This window comes from Nocardiopsis suaedae (assembly GCF_027706745.1).
Classification (GTDB): domain Bacteria; phylum Actinomycetota; class Actinomycetes; order Streptosporangiales; family Streptosporangiaceae; genus Nocardiopsis_A; species Nocardiopsis_A suaedae.
Map to the genome: position 1 here is coordinate 1 of NZ_JAQFWP010000041.1, position 17555 is coordinate 17555.

17 protein-coding genes are annotated in these 17555 nt (G+C 72.8%); 7 read left to right on the top strand and 10 right to left on the bottom strand.

Going from position 1 to position 17555, the window contains the following annotated elements; genetic code table 11:
• Positions 1–142: 142 nt before the first annotated feature.
• The 5 genes from O4U47_RS19890 to O4U47_RS19910 all read right to left on the bottom strand — a co-directional run bounded on the left by O4U47_RS19890 (position 143) and on the right by O4U47_RS19910 (position 5036).
• On the bottom strand, positions 143–1363 hold the full coding sequence (locus O4U47_RS19890) for a cytochrome P450 (protein WP_270679417.1): 1221 nt from the start codon (positions 1361–1363) through the stop codon (positions 143–145).
• A 269-nt stretch (positions 1364–1632) separates the two neighbouring features.
• A complete protein-coding gene (locus tag O4U47_RS19895; RefSeq protein ID WP_270679418.1) occupies positions 1633–2856 on the bottom strand; it encodes an NAD(P)/FAD-dependent oxidoreductase in 1224 nt (407 codons plus the stop codon).
• On the bottom strand, positions 2853–3053 hold the full coding sequence (locus tag O4U47_RS19900) for a ferredoxin (RefSeq protein ID WP_270679419.1): 201 nt from the start codon (positions 3051–3053) through the stop codon (positions 2853–2855). The genes O4U47_RS19895 and O4U47_RS19900 overlap by 4 nt, the downstream gene beginning before the upstream one ends.
• Before the next feature lie 100 nt (positions 3054–3153).
• Positions 3154–3822: a TetR/AcrR family transcriptional regulator gene (locus O4U47_RS19905; protein ID WP_270679420.1), complete on the bottom strand. Its 669-nt coding sequence runs from the start codon at positions 3820–3822 to the stop codon at positions 3154–3156.
• Complete coding sequence (locus O4U47_RS19910) at positions 3819–5036, bottom strand: cytochrome P450 (RefSeq protein WP_270679421.1); 1218 nt, start codon at positions 5034–5036, stop codon at positions 3819–3821. Before O4U47_RS19910 ends, O4U47_RS19905 begins: the two co-directional genes overlap by 4 nt.
• Positions 5037–5161: 125 nt before the next feature.
• Between O4U47_RS19910 and O4U47_RS19915 the strand changes: the two genes are divergently transcribed.
• Positions 5162–6637 carry an MFS transporter gene (locus tag O4U47_RS19915; RefSeq protein ID WP_270679422.1) on the top strand — a complete coding sequence of 492 codons (1476 nt, stop codon included), beginning with the start codon at positions 5162–5164 and terminating at the stop codon, positions 6635–6637.
• A gap of 107 nt (positions 6638–6744) precedes the next feature.
• Here O4U47_RS19915 and O4U47_RS19920 read toward each other — a convergent pair whose 3' ends face one another.
• Together O4U47_RS19920 and O4U47_RS19925 are read right to left on the bottom strand one after the other, a co-directional pair.
• The gene (locus O4U47_RS19920; protein ID WP_270679423.1) at positions 6745–6996 is read right to left on the bottom strand and encodes a hypothetical protein; all 252 of its coding nucleotides are present in this window, start codon (positions 6994–6996) and stop codon (positions 6745–6747) included.
• 16 nt (positions 6997–7012) lie between these two features.
• On the bottom strand, positions 7013–7930 hold the full coding sequence (locus O4U47_RS19925) for an RpnC/YadD family protein (RefSeq protein ID WP_270679424.1): 918 nt from the start codon (positions 7928–7930) through the stop codon (positions 7013–7015).
• A 469-nt stretch (positions 7931–8399) separates the two neighbouring features.
• Between O4U47_RS19925 and O4U47_RS19930 the strand changes: the two genes are divergently transcribed.
• Positions 8400–9884 (top strand): SulP family inorganic anion transporter, encoded by a 1485-nt coding sequence (locus O4U47_RS19930; protein ID WP_270679425.1) that lies wholly within the window; start codon positions 8400–8402, stop codon positions 9882–9884.
• A 78-nt stretch (positions 9885–9962) separates the two neighbouring features.
• Positions 9963–10670, top strand: a complete 708-nt coding sequence (locus tag O4U47_RS19935) for a response regulator transcription factor (protein ID WP_270679426.1) — start codon at positions 9963–9965, stop codon at positions 10668–10670.
• Positions 10671–10696: 26 nt separating this feature from the next.
• Here the strand turns inward: O4U47_RS19935 and O4U47_RS19940 are convergent, their stop codons facing one another.
• Genes O4U47_RS19940 through O4U47_RS19950 form a run of 3 tightly spaced genes read right to left on the bottom strand, consistent with a single transcriptional unit; the run spans position 10697 to position 13110 of the window.
• Positions 10697–11446, bottom strand: a complete 750-nt coding sequence (locus O4U47_RS19940; RefSeq protein WP_270679427.1) for an ABC transporter permease — start codon at positions 11444–11446, stop codon at positions 10697–10699.
• A 3-nt stretch (positions 11447–11449) separates the two neighbouring features.
• A complete protein-coding gene (locus O4U47_RS19945; protein WP_270679428.1) occupies positions 11450–12211 on the bottom strand; it encodes an ABC transporter permease in 762 nt (253 codons plus the stop codon).
• Positions 12208–13110, bottom strand: coding sequence for an ABC transporter ATP-binding protein (locus O4U47_RS19950; RefSeq protein WP_270679429.1), 903 nt, complete (start codon positions 13108–13110; stop codon positions 12208–12210). The genes O4U47_RS19945 and O4U47_RS19950 overlap by 4 nt, the downstream gene beginning before the upstream one ends.
• Before the next feature lie 128 nt (positions 13111–13238).
• Here O4U47_RS19950 and O4U47_RS19955 point away from each other — a divergent pair, with 128 nt between their 5' ends.
• The 4 genes from O4U47_RS19955 (at position 13239) to O4U47_RS19970 (ending at position 17452) form a co-directional block, all read left to right on the top strand.
• Positions 13239–14468, top strand: coding sequence for a sensor histidine kinase (locus tag O4U47_RS19955; RefSeq protein WP_270679430.1), 1230 nt, complete (start codon positions 13239–13241; stop codon positions 14466–14468).
• Positions 14469–14581: 113 nt separating this feature from the next.
• On the top strand, positions 14582–15694 hold the full coding sequence (locus O4U47_RS19960; protein ID WP_270679431.1) for a glycoside hydrolase family 43 protein: 1113 nt from the start codon (positions 14582–14584) through the stop codon (positions 15692–15694).
• Between the two features lie 18 nt (positions 15695–15712).
• Positions 15713–16756, top strand: a complete 1044-nt coding sequence (locus O4U47_RS19965) for an endo alpha-1,4 polygalactosaminidase (RefSeq protein ID WP_270679432.1) — start codon at positions 15713–15715, stop codon at positions 16754–16756.
• A gap of 126 nt (positions 16757–16882) precedes the next feature.
• Complete coding sequence (locus O4U47_RS19970; protein WP_270679433.1) at positions 16883–17452, top strand: hypothetical protein; 570 nt, start codon at positions 16883–16885, stop codon at positions 17450–17452.
• Positions 17453–17555: the final 103 nt, after the last annotated feature.

The following is a 17555-nucleotide window of genomic DNA, read 5'->3' on the forward strand; positions in this document are numbered from 1 at the left end:
GGACCGCGAGGGGCCCGCCGGACGGCAAGCACGCCATGGGAACCGCCCCGCTTCGGCCGTCGCCGCCCATCATGGTGACCACGCAATCGCCGTGCGGCCGACAGCACGACCGCAAGGGCAGTCAACGCTTCCTCTCCGGCGGTTACCAGGTCACCGGTAGTTCGTACACGCCGTACACCTGGCCGTCGTGTTTGAACGGCAGGGCCTCTGCGTCCACCGTGAGCTTCAAGGTGGGGATGCGCTTGTACAGCGTTCCGTACGCCACCTGCAGTTCCATCCGTGCGAGCTGCTGCCCCAGGCACTGGTGTACGCCGAACCCGAAGGCCGAGTGGTTGCGCGCGCCCCGGTGCACGTCCAGGGTGTCCGGGGCCTCGAACACCCCCGGGTCCCGGTTGCCCAGTTCCAGCCCCACGAGCACGCCGTCCCCGGTGCGGATCGTCTCCCCGGCGACCTCGATGTCCTCCAGGGCCACCCGGCGCAGGCCGGTCTGGATCACCGTCAGGTAGCGCAGCAGCTCCTCGACCGCTGAGGCCACGGTCGTCTCATCGCCCTCGCGCACCTTCGCCAGCTGGTCCGGGTGCTCCAGCAGTGCCACCGTGCCCAGGGCGATCATGTTCGCGGTGGTCTCGTGGCCCGCGATGAGCAGCAGCACGCCGATCTTGGCGGCCTCGTTCCGGTCGATGTCGCCGTTCCGGACCCGCTGCGCGAGGTCGCTCAGCACGTCGTCGGCGGGGGCCTCCCCCTTCTCCTCCACCAGCCCCGCCAGGTAGGAGAACAGGGCGCCCATCGACGCGTTCCGGTCGGCCGCCGGGGTGTCCCGGTTGATGACGGCGGCGCTGTTGCGCTGGAAGAAGCCGTGGTCGGCGTAGGGCACGCCGAGCAGTTCGCAGATCACCAGCGACGGCACCGGCAGGGCGAACTCCTGCACCAGATCGGCCGGGTTCGGCCCGGTGAGCATCGCGTCGATCCGCTCGTCGACGATGCGCTGCACGGCGGTCCGCAGCGCCTGCACCCGCTTCACGGTGAACGGTGAGGCGACCATGCGCCGCAGCCGCGCGTGCTCGGGGTCGTCCATCAGGATGAAGCTGAGCGGGGACGCCTCCTGCCGGGGCCGATCGATGGGCACCGGGTAGTTCTCGTTGGTGACGTCGGAGCTCAGCCGCGCGTCGCCCAGCAGCGTGCGCTGCTCGGCGTGCCCTGTCACCAGCCATACGGCCCTGCCGGTGGGCATGCGGACCCGGCGCAGGGCGCCCGCGGCCTGCTCCGCACGTGCGGACGGCGCCGGGTCGAAGGGGCATTTCGCGTCCCGGGGCGCCGGGTACCGGGGGAGGTCGGCGGCATTCGTGGAGGCCGTCTCGGTCATTGCGCACTCCAATGGGTTGTTTACGGCACTGCGGTGCGGTACTGCGGGGGCGGTGCTGTGGCGGAGAGGCCGGGGAACGGCGCGCCGTCGCCCTCCGAAAGGGGCAGGAGACGCCGACCGTCCTCGCGGCCCGGGGGAACGGCGGCGGGCCCGGGGCCGGTCGTGGAATTCGGGACGGGTCGGAGCCCGCGCCGTGGGGCCGTTCCGGCATGGTCACGCCGACGGCGGCGGCATCCGGTCCGGTGTCCGACCCGCCCCCTTCACGCGGCTCACCCGGCGACCGGGGATCCGCCCACCGGGGACGGGGCGGCGAAGGCCTCGGCGACCTCGCGTCTCCACTGGCGCGCCTGCTTGGGCATGTTCCAGCCCAGCACCCCTTCGGTCCGGCTCCCGCGCCTGAACCGGACCACGAAGCGGCCGTCCTCGGGGGAGCCCTCGACCACCTCCGCCTCGGCCGACGCCGAGGGCAGGCCGTGGATCTGGATCTTCGCGCCGAACTGGTCCGTCCACAGGTAGGGGACGGGGACGTAGGGCCGCTCATCCCCGAGGACCGCCGCGGCGACCGCGCCCGCCTGCTCCACCGCGTTGGTGCGGTTCTCCAGGCGCACGCTCCTCCCCAGCCCTTCGTGGTACCAGCGGGACACGTCGCCGACCGCGTACACGCCCTCGGCGGCGCGGCAGTGCGCGTCGCACACCAGCCCGTCGGAGACCTCCAGCCCGGACCCCTCCAACCAGTCGGTCTCCGGGCGGGCGCCCACGGCCACCAGCACCGTGTCGGCGGGCAGCTCCTCGCCGGTGTCCAGTAGGACCCCGCGCACCCGCCCGCCGCCGTCGTCGGCGAGCCCGGACACGGCGGCGCCCAGCCGCAGCCGGACCCCCTCGCCCCGGTGCAGCTCCGCCAGCAGCCCGCCGACCAGCGGCCCCAGCTGGGCCTCCATCGGCACGCGCTGCGGCCCGACCAGCGCGGTGTCCACGCCGAGCCCGCACGCGGTGGCCGCGGCCTCGGCGCCGAGCACGCCCTCGCCGACCACCACCAGGCGCCCGCGCCCGTTCCCGCCGCGGTCCAGCAGGTCGGCGCGGAGCGCCGCCGCCTCGTCCAGGGTGCGCAGGACGTGCACGCCCGTCAACGGCTCCTGCCCGGGCAGCGTCCGGGGCCGCGCACCGGTGGCGACCACGACGGCGTCGCCGCCGACCGCGCGCCCGGACGCGGTGGCCACGGTGCGGGAAAGGGGGTCGAGGCCGGTGGCCGGGTCGCCCAGCACCCACTCGGCGCCGAGGCCCTCCAGCACCTCGGCGGTGCGCAGCCGGGTGCGTTCCGGCGGCCAGGAACCGGCCAGGACCTGCTTGGACAGCGGCGGCCGGTCATAGGGCGGGTACGGTTCGGCGCCCACGACGGTGACGGGGCCGTCATGGCCCTTGCGGCGCAGCGCCTCCACGGTCGCCAAGCCGGCGGCGGAGGCGCCGACGACCACCACGCGCGGCGTGGCGCTCATGCGTCCTCGTCCACGGTGATCGCGGCCGCGGGGCACACCTGGGCCGACTCGCGGACGGCGTCGTGGTGCTCCTCGCCGGGGGCGGCGTCGAGCAGCACCACGATCCCGTCCTCGTCCCGCTGGTCGAACACCTCGGGCGTGATCAGCACGCACTGTCCCGCACCGCAGCACTTGTCCTCATCGACGGTGATGTTCACGGTCGCTCCTGTCTCGCTCGGCGGTTGTGACGGCGGTTCTGAACGGCCCGGGTGCCGCGGGCCGCGGCGGCGGGGGATGGGGGACGGGGAACGGAGGCGGTCAGGGCGCCGCGTGCCCGGAGGGGGAGGCGGGCGCGAAGATGAGCCCCTGCAGGGCGTCGACCATGCCGGTGGCGGCCTCGTCCCAGGTGCGGCGCAGGGTCGGGGCCCCCTCGGCGAGGTTCCGCTCGCGCTCGGCGCACATGTTGTGGACGATGTGGCGGAGCATGGCGGCGCGCTCCCGGCGCACCTCGTCCGGGATCTCCCGGGTGCGCACGTCGAGCGCGTGCATGATCTCCCGCAGCGACGGGGCGGACAGCGCCTCCTCGACCACGATCCGGCGGAACACCGGGTCGGCCATGGCCTGGACGCTGAAGCGCGCGAACCAGGTGGGCGCCCCGAGCGCGCCGAGGTGCTCGGTGACCGGGCGCACCAGGCACGCCAGCCACGCGCGGGGGTCGTCCGAGCCGCGCACCCGGTCGACCATCACGATGCGCCGCTCCTCGATGTCGTCGGTGTGCCGCTGGACGATGGCGCGCACCAGGTCGGCCTTGGAGCCGAAGTGGTAGCCCACCGCGGCGTTGTTGCCCTGCCCGGCGGCCTCGCTGACCTGCCGGTTGGAGACCGCGAACAGGCCCTCCTCGGCGTACAGCCGCTCGGCGGCGTCCATGATGGCCAGGCGGGTGGACTCGGACCGCTCGTACCGGGAGGTGGCGGGAGGCACGGTCACCACCTCACCGGGACCGTCGCCAGCCCGCCGACCGCGAGCCCCTCGACCCGCCGCAGTTCGGCGGCGGGGACCGCGAGGTCGAGGCCGGGCAGGCGGTCCAGCAGCGCCTCCAGCACCACCTGCAGCTCGGTGCGGGCGAGCGCCTGGCCCAGGCAGGAGTGCGCCCCCGAGCCGAAGGCGATGTGCTGGTTGGGAAGGCGGTCGAGCACCATCGTGTCGGCGCCCTCGAACGCCCCCGCGTCCCGGTTGGCGGCGGCCATCGCGCACATCACCGTCGTCCCGGCGGGCACGGTCTCCCCGCCGATCTCGGTGTCCTCGGTGATGAAGCGGGGCAGGCCGATGCCGGAGTTGGCGTCGAACCGCAGGGCCTCCTCCACGGCCGTGCGCACCAGCCGGCGCTCCTCCAGCAGCCGCTCCCACCGGCCGCGGTCGGACAGCAGCATCGCGACCATCTTGCCGATCATGTTGGCGGTGGTCTCGTGCCCGGCGACGAGCAGGCCCATCCCGGTGCCGACCAGCTCCGCGTCGCTCAGCCTCCCGCCGTCCTCGGCCGTTCCGGTGATGAGCGCGCTGAGCAGGTCGTCGCCGGGGTCGGTGCGCCGCCGCCCGATGTGCGCGGACATGTAGGCGAAGAACTCCTCCTGGGCGGCGGAGACCTCCTCCTCGGTGTAGCGGGTGAGGTTGAGCAGGGTGTCGGACCAGTAGGAGAACCGGTCCCGGTCGGACTCGGGCACGCCGAGCAGGTCGCAGATGACCCACACCGGGAGCGGGAACCCCAGGTGCGCCTTGAGGTCGGCGGGCGCGCCCGCCTCGACCATGCCGTCGATCAGCCGCTCGGCCATGTCCCGGATGCCGGGGCGCAGCGCCGTCATGCGCTTGGCGGTGAACCACTTGCCGACCTCGCGGCGCCAGCGCTGGTGGCCCTCGCCGCCGTCGGGGACGCTCGCGGCCATGTCGCTGTTGAACACGCCGCCGGACTCGTTGGCGGCGATGCGGGCGGCGCCCTCGCCGGTGAGGCGGCGGGAGAAGCGCGGGTCGGCCAGCACGCCCTTGACGTCCTCGTACCGGGTGACCAGGGCCGCCTCGTCTCCGGAGGGCAGGGTGACCCGGGCGACCGGGCACCGGGAGCGCAGCCGCTCCCATTCGGCCGGCGGCTCCAACGCCGAAGGGGCGGGGATCGGGTAGTCGAGCACCTGCTCGTCGTCGCGCTCCATGGCCGTTCCTCACGTTTCGTGGGGGCTGGGTACGCGCCCAGTCAACAACCGGGGCTACAGTAAGTCAAGCGACTGATTTAAAACTTCGCCGTCCTCCTCCCGCCGCCGTCACGGAAGGCACCTCCATGTCCCAGGCCGCACAGGCCGACGGCGCGACGCACGCCCCTGGTGAGGCGCCCGCCGCGTCGAGACCGACCGCCGTCATCGCCGTCCTGGCGTTCGCCGGCATCTCCGTCTCGCTGATGCAGACCCTGATCGTGCCGATCGTGCCCCGCCTGCCGGAGTACCTGCACACCACGCCGGGCCAGGCGGCCTGGGCGGTCACCGCCACGCTGCTCGCCGCCGCCGTCGCCACCCCGGTGGCCGGGCGGCTGGGCGACATGTTCGGCAAGCGGCGGGTGCTGCTCGCGAGCATCGGCCTGATGGTGGCCGGGTCGCTGGTGGCCGCGGTCAGCGACGGCCTCGCGCCGATGATCGTCGCCCGAACGCTCCAGGGGGCCTCCGCCGGGGTGATCCCGCTGGGCATCAGCATCATGCGGGACACGGTCCCGGCGCACCGGCTGGGCGGAGCGACCGCGGCGATGAGCGCGTCCCTGGGCGTGGGCGGCGCCCTCGGCCTTCCCGCGGCGGCCCTCCTGGTGCAGAACGCCGACTGGCACGCGCTGTTCTGGGCGGCGGCCGCGATCGGCGCCTTCGGAGCGGTGCTGATCGCCGCCGTGGTCCCGGAATCACCGGTGCGCAGCGGCGGCCGCTTCGACCCGGTGGGCGCGGTCGGCCTGTCGGTGGGGCTGCTGTGCCTGCTGCTGGGCGTGTCCAAGGGGGCCGACTGGGGGTGGACCGGCGGCACGGTGCTCGGACTGTTCGCCGCCGCGGTGGTCGCGCTGGTGCTGTGGGGCGTCTGGGAGCTGCGCACCGCGCACCCGCTGGTCGACCTGCGCACCACGGCGCGTCCGCAGGTGCTGGCGACCAACGCGGCCTCGGTGGTGTTCGGGTTCGCGATGTTCGCCATGTCGCTGGTGCTGCCGCAGGTGCTGCAGCTCCCGGCGGCCACCGGCCACGGGCTCGGCAGCGACCTTTTGACGGTCGGCCTGGTGATGGCGCCGTCCGGGCTGGTGATGATGGCGATGGCGCCGGTGTCCTCGCGCATCTCCCGGGCGGCTGGGCCCAAGGTGACGCTGATGGTCGGCGCGGTCGTGGTGGCCCTTGGGTACGGGCTGGGGACCGTGCTGATGGGGTCGGCCTGGGAACTGGTGGCCGTATCGAGCGTGATCGGCTGCGGTATCGGGCTGGCCTACGGGGCGATGCCCGCCCTGATCATGGCGGCGGTCCCGGTGTCCCAGACGGCGGCGGCGAACAGCCTGAACACCCTGATGCGGTCGGTGGGCACGTCGACGTCGAGCGCGGTGGCCGGGGTGGTGCTGGCGCACATGACCGTGGACTTCGGGGGAACGGCGGTGCCGTCGGAGGGGGCGTTCGTCACGGTGATGGCGATGGGAGCGGCGGCCGCCGTGGTGGCGCTGCTGGTGGCGGCCCTGATCCCGGGGAGGCGCCGTATACCGGTCGCGCGCAGCGACCGCAGCGACCGCAGTGGCGCCCCGTAGGCGGCACCCGAGCGCCCATGAAAGCGGGGGAGGGGCCATCGGCCCCTCCCCCTCAAAGGTGGATCACCACCGCGATCTCCGGCAGAGGAACCCGACCGCGTCTTCCATTAGTCGAACAGTTCTTGGGCTGAGGAGATGGTGAAGGCGCGGTCGGCCCAGTGGTCGAGGGTGTCCAGGTCGGTGCAGGCCCTGATGCGCTCACGCGTGGCCGTGTCGGTCTCGATCCTGCGGGACCGGAGGATCTTGAGGATCATCCGTGCGGTGGCGTCGGCGCGTCCTTCCACGCGTCCTTCCGTGCGTCCCTGCTCGACGTAGCGTTCGGTGAACGGTGACGTGAAGCCGTAGGTCTTTGCAGACACGATTCCGCGTCCTCCGTTACTCGAACAGTTCTTGGGCTGAGGAGATGGTGAAGGCGCGGTCGGCCCAGTGGTCGAGGGTGTCCAGGTCGGTGCAGGCCGTGATGCGCTCACGCGTGGCCGTGTCGGTCTCGATCCTGCGGGACCGGAGGATCTTGAGGATCATCCGTGCGGTGGCGTCGGCGCGTCCTTCCACGCGTCCTTCCACGCGTCCTTCCGTGCGGCCCTGCTCGACGTAGCGTTCGGTGAACGGCGACGTGAAGCCGTAGGTCTTTGCAGACACGATGTCCTCCAGTCGGTGTCGAGGCGCCTCAGCCAGCAGCACCATCGCGAGTCCAGTGTAGGTTTCCGCCTTCGACGGGTCGATCTTGTTCAGGCCCTTCATCAACGTGTCCACCAGTTCCACATCCTCATCGGCGTGGAGCAGAGTGGAGAGCATTCCCAGCTCCGGGGAGGCGGCAACGCTCATCGGGTCGTCTACGACCGGGACCTCGTCCGGGCCGAGGGTGAGCGGCGTCAGTTCGAACCGCGGGTGCCCGGTCGGGATCGGGGTCCGGCACCACCGGGCCACCGAACGGTCCGTGCACAGCACCAGGAGCACCACCGGCGCATCGATGCGGTAGCGCAGGTTGGTCACGTAGCAGGGCCAGCTCAGCCGCTTGCCCTTGTCGCGCTCCCGCTGGACCTCCGCGATGATCCCGCCGACCGCGTCGGTGGCCCGGCCGTGGACGTGCCGCGACTTCTCGGGGTCGCGCAGCAGGACCACGGAGTCGGCGGTCATCTCCGGGGGGTCGACCTTGTTGACGCGGTTGCTCTGCAGCGTCACTTTCGTGAAGCGGGGCAATGGTCCGCCCGCTTCCTGTTCGACGAGTTCCACCACCAGATTCGGGTCGTTCTGGAAGAGCTCGGTGAGGAACTCGTGCTCGATCTTCGGCATGCCGCGGAAACTACCGAGGGGCACTGACGAACCACGGTACGTGTCTGAATGGTCGGCTTTCGGCGGTGACGGGGGATACGCCGCAGACCCCGGGAAGCGGGGAGGATACGACAGGTCCGCTACCCGGACGCACCCCTCGCCGCTGTGAATACCCTCTCAAGGCGACCGCGCGACCTCCGGCTTCGGTCCCGGGTAGTGTCTCGCCGCGGGAGTTTCGTGCCGGAGTGCGAAACTCCTTCTCTTTGCACCGGTTCACCGCCGTGCAGGAGCGCCGTCCGTTCGGGGTCCGGCTCTCCGCATGCCCGGCGGGGACCCCGCGGGCCATCCGCACCTCGCCATACGGGACCGTCCCTTCCCCGAACCCGCACACACCTTCCTCCGGGCCGTCCGGCCCGCGTCCCGTCCCTTGACCGATGTCCGGCCGACCGCCGCTGGCGGTCACACCGAGCTGCCCGAAAGTGAGCGGCTTATGACCACACTGAGGACGGCGTGGCGGCGGGCCACGCTCCCGCGCCTGTCGGTGCTGCGCACCGAAGCCCTGTCCGGGCTGGTCGTGGCCTTGGCCTTGATCCCGAACGCCATCTCGTTCTCGATCATCGCCGGTGTCGATCCCAGCGTCGGGCTGTACGCGGCCACCATCCTGGCCGTGGCGCTGGCCTTCCTCGGCGGGCGGCCGGCGATGATCTCCACCGCCACCCCGGCGATGGCCCTGGTGGTGGCGCCCCTCGGGCGCGAGTACGGGGTCGACCACCTGCTCGCGGCGACCGTGCTGGCCGGGGTCTTCCAGGTGGCCCTCGGGCTGGCGGGCGCGGCCCGGCTGATGCGGTTCGTCCCCTCCAGCGTGGTCACGGGCTTCGTCAACGCGCTCGGGATCATGATCTTCACGGCGCAGATCCCCTACTTCGCCGGCGACGGCTGGACGGTCTACGCGATGATCGCCGCCGGCCTCGCCGTCATCGTGCTGCTGCCCCGCCTCACCCGGGCGGTCCCCGCGCCGCTCGCGGCGATCGTCCTGCTCACCGCCGCCGCCTGGGCGGGCGGCCTGAGCGTGCCGACCGTCGGCGACATGGGGCGCCTGCCGGACAGCCTGCCGGTGCCCTTCCTGCCGGACGTCCCCCTCACCTGGGAGACGCTGCGCGTCATCGCCCCCACGGCGCTCACCCTGGCCCTCGTCGGCCTGATCGAGTCGCTGATCACCGCCAAGCTCGTGGACGACTACACCGAGACCGGCTCGGACAAGGCCCGCGAGGCCCGCGGCCAGGGCTGGGCCAACATCCTGTCCGGCTTCTTCGGCGGCATGCCCGGGTGCGCCACCGTCGGCCCGACCGTGATGAACGTGCGCTCGGGCGCCCGCACCCGGCTGTCCCTGCTGTTCGCCGGGGTGTTCCTGATCGCCCTGGTGACCGTGTTCGACGGCCTGGTCGCGGGCATCCCGATGGCGGCCCTGGTGGCGGTGATGGCCTACGTGGCCGCCACCACGGTGGACTGGCGCAGCCTGAACCCGCGCACGATGCGGCGGCTCCCGTGGAGCGAGACCCTGGTCATGGCGGTCACCGCCGGGATCATCCTGGCCACCCACAACCTGGCGCTGGGCGTCGGCGTCGGCGTCCTGGCCTCCATGGCGCTCTTCGCCCGGAACGCCGCGGTGGTCGCCGAGGTCACCAGTGTCCTGGACCCCGAGGGCGGCACACGCGTGTACTCGGTGCACGGCGAACTGTTCTTCGGCTCCCGCGAACAGGTGCTGCACCGGTTCGACTTCGCCGAGCCCGGGCTCCGCGCGGTCACCATCGACCTGTCGGGGGCCCACATATGGGACGCCTCCGCGGTCGCCGCGCTCGACCAGGCGGTGGAGCGGTTCCGCAAGAACGGGGTGGAGGCCGCGATCACCGGCCTCAACGCCCCGAGCGCGGCCCTGCACAGCAATGTGAGCGGCCTGATGGCCGAAGCCAAATAGGCACGGGCGGGACCGTCGTCGGCGCCGCCCCTCACCTAGGCTCGGCTCCTGAGGCGCGACCGGAGGGAGCGGCGACCTGTGGCAACGGCGGAGGCGCGAGGGGAGGCGGCGGTCCGCGTCGTGCTCGTCGACGACCAGGAGCTGGTGAGGGCGGGCTTCCGGATGGTGCTCGACTCCCAGCCCGACATCCGGGTCGTGGGCGAGGCGGGCGACGGCGCGGAAGCGCTGGAGCTGCTGCGGGGCGTCGGCGCCGACGTCGTCGTCATGGACGTGCGGATGCCCGGCCTGGATGGCGTCGAGGCCACGCGGCGCATCCGCGCGGAGGACGGCGGGCCGCGGGTGCTCATCCTGACCACGTTCGACCTCGACGAGTACGCCTACGCCGCACTGAGGGCGGGGGCGGCCGGGTTCCTGCTCAAGGACGCGCCGCCCTCCGCCCTGCTGTCGGCGGTCCGCTCGGTCCACTCGGGGGACGCGGTCGTCGCCCCGAGCACCACCCGCCGCCTCCTCGACCGTTTTGTCCGCCGGGCGCCCGATGGCGGGGCCATCGGCGGGCCGCCGCTCCCGCCCGCCGGGCCCGGGGGGCTGACCCCGCGCGAGCGGGAGGTGCTGGGCCTGGTGGCACGCGGGTTGTCGAACGCCGAGATCGCCGGGCGGCTCTTCGTGTCGGAGACGACGGTCAAGACGCACGTCCGCCGGATCCTCACCAAGCTCGACCTGCGGGACCGTGTGCAGGCCGTGGTGTACGCCTACGAGTCCGGCCTCCTCGGTGCCCGCGATGAGTGACGCCGCTCCGCCCTATGCCCGGCGCCTCACCCGGCGTCGCGCCTGTCGAGGAGGGCGGCCGTCGCAACGGTGACCAGGACCGTGGACACCAGGGCCCAGACCGCCATGGAGGCCAGGGTGCCCACGGTCACGGTCCCGGCGTCCATGAACGCCCCCGTGCCCACCTGTGTCGCCCGGGCGGTCAGTCCGTAGGGCACCGCCAGCGACACGGCGTCGAACCGCAGCAGCACCAGCAGCAGTCCGCCGACCGACCCCGCGAGCCCCACCGCGACGGGGGCGGCGAAGGACTCCATGAGCATCGAGAGCCCCGACTGCAGGGCCGCCACGGGCAGGCACACCACCACGATGAGGACGCTGATCAGAAGGTACTGGCCGGGCAGCGGCCCGGGCAGGCCGAACACCGCCTTGCCCGCGGCCACCACGCCCGCCGTCAGCACCGCCTGCATCGCCGCCGCGAGCACGGCCACCGCCGCCAGCTTGCCGACCACCGCTTCCAGGGCCGAGACCGGACGCCCCATCAGGGCGTTCCGGTTGCCGCCCCGGTGGTCGGCCCGCCACACCAGCGACCCCAGCACGGCGACGCCGGTGGCCAGGGGGAACAGGCCGTAGACGACCACCACCCGCATCCACAGCGTGTGCCAGCCGTCGGTGAGCGGTTCACCGGCCAGGACCGTGTTGCCCGCCCCGCTCGCGACGGCGGCGAGCGGCAGCGCCACGACCACCGCCCAGCTCGATGAGCGCTTCAGCTTCAGGAGTTCGGCTCGGACCGATCCCATGGCTCAGGCCTCCTGGCGGTCGAAACGGCGGGTGGCGGACAGGAACAGGGCCCCGGCCCCGGCGGCCAGGAGGAGCGCGGCCAGGTGCGGCGGGGTGAGCGCGACCAGGGCACCGTCCCGGTACCCGACGGGGACGGCCGGCCCGTAGTACCCCCAGGGCGGCAGGAGGAAGGCCAGCCGGTCCGGCATCCCCGCGCTGGACAGCGCCGCGAACACGCCCATGACCGCGATCCCCAGCCCGACGAGCTGGTTGGGGACCCACGCCGCCAGCAGGAGGTGGAGCGCCAGCAGCGCGAGGCCCACGACCGTGACCCAGGCCGTGTACCCGAGCCACGGGCCGGCCGGAACAGGGGCGGTGATGCCGACGAGCCGTCCGAACGCGACCACCAGCCCGCTGTGGGCGAGCACGGCCGCCGCCACCAGTGCTCCGGTGGACGCGAACTTTGCCCGGCACAGCGCTCCGGGGGCCACCCCCGACGCGTGGGCGAGCGTCCAGCCGTTCCCCCGGTGCTCGATGTCGACCTGCCTACTCGCCATGACGGCGATCAGCACGGGCGAGACCAGCGGGACGGCGATGCCCATGCTGCCGAGCAGCACCCGCCAGGAGTGCGGGGAGGCATCGCCCGCCGAATCCGTGAACCCGGGCGAGGAGAGCGCCGTACCGCACGTCAGCACGGTGACGCCGAGGACCAGGGCGATGAGGGCCGGAGCCGTGCGCAGCCGGCGCATCTTGGCGAACTCGTTCGCCACCGCGCGGCCGGTCACAGCGCCTCCTCCCGGGTGAGGTCCATGAACACGTCCTCCAGGGAGCGTGTCTCCCGCCGCACGCCGTGGAGGTCGACGCCCTCCTGGACGAGGCGGGCGACGAGGCGGGCGGTCTCCCGCTCGCCGAGTCCGGGGACGCGGACGGTCCCCGCGTCGAGGACCGCGCCCCATGCGCCCGCCAGGGCGGCCGCCCGTTCGGGCTCGAAGGTGTCGACCAGGACGTCGGGGACGGAGCGGGCGAACAGCTCCTCCCGGGTGCCCTGGAAGAGCATCCGCCCGCCGCCGAGGATGCCGAGGACGTCGGCCGTGCGGTCGACCTCGTCGAGCAGGTGGCTGGAGACCATCACGGTGGTGCCGTCCCCGGTGAGCCGTCTGATCAGGCGCCGCATCTCGTCGATGCCGGCGGGGTCGAGCCCGTTGGCGGGCTCGTCGAGGACCAGCAGCCGCGGCTCGCCGGCCAGCGCCATGGCGATCCCCAGCCGCTGCTTCATGCCCAGCGAGTAGGTGCGGACCGGCCTGTCGATGTGGTCCTGGAGGCGCGCGGTCCGCACCGCCCGGGCGACCTGCCCGTCGTCGAGGCGGAGGAGCCGCTGGACCAGGCGCATGTTCTCGGCGCCGGTGAGGTGGCCGTACCCGGGCGGGGACTCGATGAGCGAGCCGATCTCCGACAGCAGGCCGCGGCGGGTGGACCGGTCCATGCGGCGCCCCGCGATCCGGACCTCGCCGGAGGTGGGGCGGACCAGGGACAGGAGCATCTTCATGGTGGTGGTCTTGCCGGCCCCGTTGGGGCCGAGGAAACCGTAGACGCAGCCTTCGGGGACGCGGAGGTCGAGGCCGTCGACGACCGTCCGGCCGCCGTAGCGCTTGGTCAGGCCGTGGGTGGTGATGAGTGCGGACACACGGCGACTGTGGCGCGCGCGGAGGCCGCGGGTCGTCCACCGCGGGGACGACTTCGCAAGGTCCTCCCTGAGGACGAGTTTCGGGGCGGCCCCTCGTCGGTGCGCCGTCACAGCCTTACGCTGACGGCGTGTACCGCTCCGTGCTCACATGGCTGCGGAACCACCCCCGGGCCGTGGACGGCACCGTGGCCGGGGCCGTGTTCCCCTACGCCGTCCTCACTCAAGGGCTCTACACGCCCGAGGATCTCCCCTACGCCGTCGTCGTACTGCTGTCGGCCGGGGTGTGCCTGGGGTATGCCTTCCGCCGCGTGCGCCCCCTGCCCGCCTTCGCCGTGATGATGGCCTTCGCGTTCGCGCAATGGGCGGTGGTGCTGGACCCCATGGTGGTCGACGTACTGCTCCTTCCCGCGCTCTTCACGGTCGCGGGACGGTGCGACCGGCGGGTGTCGACGGCCGTGGCAGGACTGTTGGGGGTCTGGGCCGCCCTGGCACTTCCGCGATGGGGGAGCCAGCCGCTGGCGGTGGTGGTCGACATGCTCATCATCGCGGTGGTCATCGGCGTGGCGTGGGCTTGGGGGCGAGCCGCCGGTCTGCGCCGGGCCTACTTCGACGGCCTGAAGGAACGCGCCGCGCAGTTGGAGAGGGAACGCGACCAGCAGGCCCGTATCGCGGCCGCCGAGGAGCGCGCCCGAATCGCGCGGGAGATGCACGACATCGTGTCCCACAGCCTCAGCGTGGTGGTGGCCCAGGCCGACGGGGCGGCTTTCGTGCTGCGGAGCAGCCCGGACGATGCCGAGAGGGCCGTGCAGACGATCGCTGACACGGGCAGGTCCGCCATGGATGAGATGCGGCGGATGCTGGATGTGCTGCGCGAGGGCGACGAGCCCCGGCCACAGGACGACCAGCGGCCCGGGTACGGACCGCAGCCGGGCATGGCTGACCTTTCACAGCTTGTGGAGCGTGCCCGGCGCTCGGGCCTTCCCGTGGAGATGGCCGTGACCGGTGCGGAGCGCGCGCTTCCGGCGGGAATGCAGCTCGCGGTCTACCGGGTGGTGCAGGAGGCGCTGACCAATGCGCGTAAGCATGCCGGGCCGGGTGTGAGCCGTGTCGAGGTGCGGCTGGCGTACACGCCGGAGGCGCTGGAGGTGAGCGTCCGTGACGACGGGGACGCCACCTCGCCCCGGCCGGGCGGGCGCTCCGGGCGGGGGCACGGCCTCGTCGGTATGCGTGAACGGGCGGCCGCGTACGGCGGTTCCGCGCACGCGGCCCCGAGTCCCGAGGGGGGTTTCGCGGTGGTGGCGCGGTTCCCGGCCGGCGCCGGGGACGGGGGCGCCGACCGGCTCCGCGCCGACCCTTGACGGGGGAGGGGGCGGCCCCATACTGGGGCCGATGTCCGTGTGGCCGTGGCCCCGTGGTTGTTAGCGCTCACAACGGACTTTCAACTCAATATCCCCCCTGGAAGGGATGGAACATGCCCGGCAGACGACCGCCCCGCCGATCGGCCCGTGCCGTGGCGGGCACCGCCCTCCTGGCCGCCCCCCTCGTCCTGACCGCACCCGGTGCCGCGTCCGCGGCCGGACCGGCAGAGCCCCCGCGCGGCGCCGACGGCGCCGGGTACCTGTTCGCCTACATGACCGGGGAGGGCCTACCCGACGGCGAACAGGTCCACTTCGCCCTCAGCGCCGGGAACGACCCGCTGCACTACCGGGAGCTCAACGGCGGTGAGCCCGTGCTGACCTCGGACGTCGGCGAGGAGGGGGTGCGCGACCCCTTCCTCGTGCGGTCGCCCGAGGACGGCACCTACTACCTGATCGCCACCGACCTCAGAATGTACGGGGGAGGCGACTGGGACGAGGTCCAGCGCCACGGCAGCCGCGCGCTCATCGTCTGGGAGTCCGACGACCTGGTGAACTGGTCCGACGAGCGCCGGGTGGAGGTCGCTCCGCCGAACGCCGGCAATGTCTGGGCCCCGGAGGCCCACTGGGACGCCGAGCGCGGCCGGTTCGCCGTCTACTGGGCCTCCAAGCTCTACGACGAGGACGACCCCGGCCACACCGGCGACCAGCACCAGCGGATGATGGTCGCGACCACGGAGGACTTCGAGGAGTTCACCGGGGCCGGGGTCTGGCACGACCCGGGGCACTCGGTCATCGACTCCACCATCGTCGAGCACGACGGCGTCTTCCACCGCTTCACCAAGGACGAGCGCAGCGCGTCCGGCGCGGAGTGCGGGAAGTTCATCACCGCCGAGCGCTCCACCGACCTGCTCGACCGGTCGTGGGACTTCGTCGCCGACTGCATCGGCCGTGGCACCGGGGACTCCCCGGGCATCGAGCGCGGCGAAGGGCCCACGGTGTTCGCGTCGAACACCGAGGAGAAGTGGTACCTCCTCATCGACGAGTACACCGGCCGGGGCTATGTCCCGTTCGAGACCACCGATCTGGACTCGGGGGAGTGGACGGTATCGGACGACTACGCGCTTCCCGAGGGGGCGCGCCACGGCACGGTGATGTCCGTCTCCCAGCAGGAGTACAGCCGGCTGGAAGCCGCCTGGGGCGCCGAAGGCGGACAACCTTCCGCGTGATCCCGCCGTCATAGCTGCGTGCGCTCAGAACCTTCGACACCATCGCCGGGGACGACCGGCATCCGGCCCTTCGCCGCCACCGTACTGGCCCTGCTCCTGCTCGGCGGGTGCGCCAGCGCGTCCGGCCCGGACACGGGCCCGGACCCGGGGCCGGACACCGGCCCGGACACCGGCCCGGACACCGGCCCGGACGGCGGCGGCGATTGGTGGAGGCCCGCCCCCGGCGAGGTCGCCTCATGGGAATGGCAGCTCGAAGAGCCCTACGACCTGGGCGTGGACGCGCAGATGTACGACCTCGACCTGTTCGAGGTCGCCCCGGAGGGCTCCGAGCTGCGCTACCCGGACGGCGAGGTCGTCGAGGTCCCCGCCGGGCCGCTCGCGGGGGCGGTCGACGAACTGCACGCCCGCGATCCGCGCCCCGTCGTCATCTGCTACATCGACACCGGCGCCTACGAGCACTACCGGCCCGACGCCCGCATGTTCCCCGGTTACGAGGAGGACCTGGAGGACGTGCCGGACCGCCCGGCCGCCCCGGAGGAGGGCTCGGCGCTGGGCTGGAGCTCGGGTTGGGAAGAGGAGCGCTGGATGGACATCCGCGCCTCCGAGCGCGACGCGTGGACCGGCGTCATCTGGGCGCGCTTCGACCTGGCCGAGGAGCTGGGCTGCGACGGCGTCGAGCCCGACCAGAACAACCCGCTGGGCAACGACCCCGGGTTCCCGATCACCCTGGAGGACCAGCACTCCTGGTACGTCGAACTGGCGGAGCAGGCGCACGCGCGCGGCCTGTCGGTCGGCATGAAGAACGGCCACGACCGGCCCGGGTCGGCCGCCGAACTGGCCGGGCACTTCGACTGGGCCCTCCCGGAGGAGTGCGTGCAGTTCGACGAGTGCGACGAGCTGAAGCCGTTCATCGACCAGGGCAAGGCGGTGTTCGCGGTCGACTACCAGGGGGCGGTGGACGAGGACGAGGCCTGCCGGGAGCACGCGCGCCTGGGATTCGACGGCATGATCAAGGACCTGCCCCCGACCGCGGCCTACCGGAGGACCTGCGGGGAGGAGTGATCAGGCGACCGGAGCCGCTGCGGTGCCGACCCGTCGGCATGACCGGAAGCGGTCGGACCGCTGTGCGTTCCCGGCACGTATGCCAGCGTTGGGACGACAAGGCGCCCTCCAGGCCTGGGAGTGACGGTGGCCCCCCAAGTCGAGCGGTGGACCGGAATCGCGGCGCTTTTCATGGCCGCCCTCGTCGTCTTCTACGTCCCGAGCATGCGGATCCGTGCGAACTACCCCGTGTTCAGTACGGATGCCACGATCACCGGCACCGACGTCTACGACGCCCACATCTCTGTCGGAGTGCAACTGGCCATGGCGCAGGCGGCCGCAGAGACCAACGTTCCCGGCCCCCAAGTGGGCTTCGCCGCCTGGACTCTGGCGTGCCTGGCGGTCGCCGCGGTTCTCGCGTTCGACCGTCGGTGGACGGCGGTGTTCGTGACCGGCGTCGTGACCGTGGTCGTGATGACCGTGAACGCGGTGACCGGACCGTCCGAGGCGGCGGACAGGGCCAACGAGGTTCTTCCGTCGGGGTCGGAGGTCAGGGCTCTGGAAGGAGCCGCGGAACACGATGCCGGCTTCTTCGTGGCGGGTGGTGTGCATCCCTTCGGATACTGGGTGGTGCTCGCGGGGCTCCTGGTCCCGATCGGGTTCAGCGCGTGGCGTGTTCTGGTCGGCGAGCACGGCCGAGCGCCGACTCCGGAGTGAGCACCCCCGGGGGAGCTCTCGGCCGACCCGCAGTGGCGTCGGTTGACCGGCCCCCGGTGTCTCCTCCGGTGCCGTGGCCGGTCGGGCCACGGCACCGGAGCCA

What these genes read in the sequence shown, in the direction of transcription:
- O4U47_RS19890 (WP_270679417.1), bottom strand. Translation starts at nt 1,363, where the DNA reads ATGACCGAGACGGCCTCCACGAATGCCGCCGACCTCCCCCGGTACCCG.
- O4U47_RS19895 (WP_270679418.1), bottom strand. Translation starts at nt 2,856, where the DNA reads ATGAGCGCCACGCCGCGCGTGGTGGTCGTCGGCGCCTCCGCCGCCGGC.
- O4U47_RS19910 (WP_270679421.1), bottom strand. Translation starts at nt 5,036, where the DNA reads ATGGAGCGCGACGACGAGCAGGTGCTCGACTACCCGATCCCCGCCCCT.
- O4U47_RS19915 (WP_270679422.1), top strand. Translation starts at nt 5,162, where the DNA reads ATGTCCCAGGCCGCACAGGCCGACGGCGCGACGCACGCCCCTGGTGAG.
- O4U47_RS19925 (WP_270679424.1), bottom strand. Translation starts at nt 7,930, where the DNA reads ATGCCGAAGATCGAGCACGAGTTCCTCACCGAGCTCTTCCAGAACGAC.
- O4U47_RS19930 (WP_270679425.1), top strand. Translation starts at nt 8,400, where the DNA reads ATGACCACACTGAGGACGGCGTGGCGGCGGGCCACGCTCCCGCGCCTG.
- O4U47_RS19940 (WP_270679427.1), bottom strand. Translation starts at nt 11,446, where the DNA reads ATGGGATCGGTCCGAGCCGAACTCCTGAAGCTGAAGCGCTCATCGAGC.
- O4U47_RS19960 (WP_270679431.1), top strand. Translation starts at nt 14,582, where the DNA reads ATGCCCGGCAGACGACCGCCCCGCCGATCGGCCCGTGCCGTGGCGGGC.